This window comes from Streptosporangium sp. NPDC006013, from assembly GCF_040614275.1.
Lineage (GTDB): Bacteria > Actinomycetota > Actinomycetes > Streptosporangiales > Streptosporangiaceae > Streptosporangium.
The window spans coordinates 1-4,042 of sequence record NZ_JBEXUE010000690.1; the positions used below are offsets into that span (position 1 = coordinate 1).

The window sequence follows — 4,042 nt, forward strand, 5'->3', positions numbered from 1 at the left end:
GGCCCCCCCCCCCCCCCGCGGCCAGGGCCGCCACCAGGGCACCGGCCCGTTCCGGCGAGCGGTGGGCAGGCACTGGTACGCCTGGGCCATGGTCGCCCCGGTGATCCTGGTCACCGGCCTGCTGATCGGCTGGCCGCTGGCCCGAGGCGTCTACCTGTCCCTGACCGACGCGACCGAGGCCAACATCGGCCGCACGATCGGCGTCAACGTCATCCCCTCGACCTACGAGTTCGTCGGGCTTGACAACTACATCGCGATCCTGACCAGCGGCCTGTTCTGGGAGAAGCTGATCTGGACCGTCGTGTGGACCGTCGCCTGCGTCTCGCTCCACTACGGCCTGGGTCTGGGCCTGGCGCTGCTGCTCAACCGCAGGCTCAAATTCCGCTCGGCCTACCGGCTGCTGCTCATCCTGCCGTGGGCGATCCCCGGATTCGTCTCCGCGTTCATCTGGCGCTACCTCTACAACAGCGACTTCGGCGTGATCAACGCGATGCTCAAGGCCGCCGGCCTCGGCGCGGTCGGCTGGCTCGACGACCCGACCACGGCGAAGATCGCGGTCATCGCGGTCAACGTCTGGATGGGCGTGCCGTTCATGATGGTCGCCGTGCTGGGCGGGCTCCAGTCGATCCCCGGTGAGCTCTACGAGGCGGCGGAGGTGGACGGTGCCACCCCCTGGCAGCGCTTCCGCTTCATCACCGTCCCCGGCCTGCGCACCGTGTCGAGCACCGTCGTCCTGCTGGGCACGATCTGGACCTTCAACATGTTCCCGGTGATCTACCTGATCAGCGGGGGAGGGCCGGGCAGCTCCACCGAGATCCTGGTCACCTACGCCTTCCGCGAGGCGTTCACCGGGGTCCGCAACTACTCCAACTCCGCGGCCTGGGGAGTCATCGTCCTGCTGCTCCTCGTCGTGCTGGCCGTGGTCTACCGGCGCTCGCTGCGCAAGCAAGGGGAGGTCTGGTGAGCACCGTCACCACCACCGCCGGGCGCGCCCGGAGGCGCGGGGAACGCGGTGTGGGGAAGTCGATCCTGCTGCACGGAACCCTGCTCGCCGCGGTCGCCGTCTCGCTGTTCCCGATCGTCTGGCTGTTCCTGACCTCGCTCAAGCCGCGCGACGGCTGGCTCTCCAGCGAGCTGGAGATCTTCAACCAGCCCTCGCTGGACAACTACGTCCGGGTGCTGACCGAGACGCAGTTCCCGACCTGGCTGCTCAACTCGATGATCGTCGCCGGGCTGACCACGGTCATCGGCGTCTTCCTGGCCTCCACGACCGGGTACGCGATCAGCCGCTTCCGCTTCCCCGGCCACCGCGGGGTGATGTGGACGCTGCTGGTCACCCAGATGTTCCCGGTGGCGATCCTGATCGTCCCCCTCTACAACCTGATGGCGGGCCTCGGGCTGCTCAACCAGATCGCCGGGCTGGTCATCGCCTACATGACCGTGGCGGTGCCGTTCTGCGCGTGGATGATGAAGAGCTACTTCGACTCCATCCCGCGCGAGATCGACCAGGCCGGAATGGTCGACGGCCTGACCCCGTTCGGCACGTTCTGGCGGGTCATCCTGCCGCTGGCCAGGCCCAGCCTGGCGGTCACCGCCTTCTACTCCTTCATGACCGCCTGGGGCGAGGTGGCCTACGCCACCGTGTTCATGTCGCAGGAGGAGAAGCGCACGCTCGGCATCGGCCTCCAGCAGTTCGTCGGCCAGCACTGGTCCGACTGGGGCCTGCTCACCGCCTCGGCGGTGCTGATCGCGGTGCCCGCGGCGATCGTCTTCCTGCTCGTCCAGCGGCACCTGGTCGCCGGACTTACCGCCGGTGCCACGAAGTCGTAACACCACCGTGCTATCACGTCCTGACATGTCACCTGATCGGGGGATTTAACATGACCGAGCTTGTCTACGCGGACCGTGCTGCCGGGACCGCCACCCGATGGTGGCGCGACGCGGTGATCTACCAGGTCTACGTGCGCAGCTTCGCCGACGGCAACGGCGACGGTGTGGGTGACCTGCTCGGCGCGCGCGGCAGGCTGCCGTACCTGGCGGACCTCGGGGTCGACGCGATCTGGCTCACTCCGTTCTTCACCTCGCCGATGGCCGACTTCGGCTACGACGTGGCCGACTACCGGGACGTGGACCCGATCTTCGGCTCGCTGGACGACGCCAGGGCGCTGATCGGCGACGCGCACGGTCACGGCCTGCGGGTCATCGTGGACGTGGTGCCCAACCACACCTCCGACCAGCACGTCTGGTTCGCGGAGGCGGTGGCGGCGGGTCCGGGAGCCCCCGCGCGCGAGCGTTACATCTTCCGCCAGGGCCGGGGCGCGGCCGGAGAGCTGCCGCCCAACGACTGGGAGTCGGTCTTCGGCGGCTCCGCGTGGACCCGGCTGCCGGACGGCGAGTGGTACCTCCACCTGTTCGCACCCGAGCAGCCCGACCTGAACTGGGAGAACCCCGAGGTTCACGCGGAGTTCGAGTCGATCCTGCGGTTCTGGCTCGACCTGGGGGTCGACGGCTTCCGCATCGACGTCGCCCACGGCATGGTCAAGGCCGAGGGGCTGCCCGACATCGGGCACAGCGGCCAGATCCGGATGATCGGCACCGACGTGGTGCCGTTCTTCGACCAGGACGGCGTGCACGAGATCCACCGCGCCTGGCGCAGGCTGCTCGACTCCTACCCCGGAGAGCGGATCGGCGTCGCCGAGGCGTGGGCGCCGTCCCCGCAGCGGCTGGCCAACTACGTCCGTCCCGATGAGCTGCACCAGGCGTTCAACTTCCACTTCCTCAACACCCCCTGGGAGGCGGAGGGGTTCCGCGCGGTCATCGAGGAGTCGCTGGCGACCGCCGGGCTGGTCGGCGCGCCCAGCACCTGGGTGCTTTCCAACCACGACGTCAAGCGCCACCTCACCCGGTACGGTGGCGGCGAGGTCGGTCTGCGCCGCTCCCGCGCCGCGGCCCTGCTGACGCTCTCCCTGCCCGGCTCGGCCTACGTCTACCAGGGCGAGGAGCTCGGCCTGCCGGAGGTTCTCGACCTTCCCGAGGAGTTCCTGCGCGACCCGCAGCGGCTCCGCAACCCCGACGACGGCCGTGACGGCTGCCGGGTGCCGCTCCCCTGGTCCGGCGGCGAGCCGCACTTCGGCTTCAGCCTGCCGGGCGTCAACAGGACGTGGCTCCCCATACCGTCCTCCTGGGGCCCGCTCAGCGTCGAGTCCCAGCTGGAGGAGCCGCTCTCCACGCTGAACCTGTACCGCGACGCGCTCCGGATCAGGCGCGAGCGGAGGGCCTTCGGTGAGACCCCGCTGGCCTGGCTCGACTCCCCGGAGGGAACGCTGGTCTTCACCCGCGACGCCGGCTTCACCTGCACCGTCAACCTCACCGGCGACCCCGTGGAGCTGCCCGCCCCCGGGCGGGTCCTGCTGGCCAGCGCCGAGCCGGTCGTCCAAGGCGGCGTCGCGCGGCTCGCGCCCGACTCCGCCGTCTGGTGGCAACGCGATGACGCCTCCTAGTGCCGTCGGCCCGCTCGGCAACAGCACCGCCCGGCTGACCGACATCGCCGCGCAGGCCGGGGTCAGCGAGGCCACGGTCAGCCGGGTGCTCAACGGCAAGCCGGGGGTCTCCGTCGTCACCCGGCGCGCGGTGCTGGCCGCGCTGGACGTCATGGGGTACGAGCGCCCGCAGCGGCTGCGCCAGCGCAGCAACGGGCTGATCGGCCTGGTCACCCCGGAACTGGACAACCCGATCTTCCCGGCGTTCGCCCAGGCGTTCGAGAAGACGCTGACCCAGTACGGCTACACCCCGGTGCTCTGCACCCAGCTGCCCGGCGGCGCGGTCGAGGACGAGTTCACCGAACTGCTCGTGGAGCGCGGGGTCAGCGGCATCATCTTCGTCTCCGGACTGCACGCCGACGTCACCGCGCGTTCGGACCGCTACACCCAGCTGATCGGGCAGGGCGTGCCCATCGTCCTGCTCAACGGGCACGCCGCCGACGTCCCCGCCCCCTTCATCTCACCCGACGACCGGGCCGCGGCGCGGCTGGCCGTTCAGCACC

The 4,042-nt window shown here is 70.1% G+C and carries 4 protein-coding genes; all 4 read left to right on the top strand.

Going from position 1 to position 4,042, the window contains the following annotated elements:
* A partial coding sequence (locus ABZ260_RS47925; RefSeq protein WP_355631753.1) for a sugar ABC transporter permease occupies positions 1–964 on the top strand: 964 nt, incomplete at its 5' end.
* Positions 961–1,830 carry a carbohydrate ABC transporter permease gene (locus tag ABZ260_RS47930; protein ID WP_355631756.1) on the top strand — a complete coding sequence of 290 codons (870 nt, stop codon included), beginning with the start codon at positions 961–963 and terminating at the stop codon, positions 1,828–1,830. The genes ABZ260_RS47925 and ABZ260_RS47930, both read left to right, overlap by 4 nt.
* A 50-nt stretch (positions 1,831–1,880) precedes the next feature.
* Entirely contained in the window at positions 1,881–3,500 is a 1,620-nt protein-coding gene (locus ABZ260_RS47935; protein ID WP_355631759.1) for a glycoside hydrolase family 13 protein, read from the top strand.
* Positions 3,487–4,042, top strand: a 556-nt coding sequence (locus ABZ260_RS47940; protein ID WP_355631762.1) for a LacI family DNA-binding transcriptional regulator, incomplete at its 3' end; no start/stop codon positions are given. The genes ABZ260_RS47935 and ABZ260_RS47940, both read left to right, overlap by 14 nt.

Bases quoted from the DNA above. Each gene is read 5' to 3' on its own strand.
- ABZ260_RS47935 (WP_355631759.1), top strand. From the start codon at position 1,881: ATGACCGAGCTTGTCTACGCGGACCGTGCTGCCGGGACCGCCACCCGA.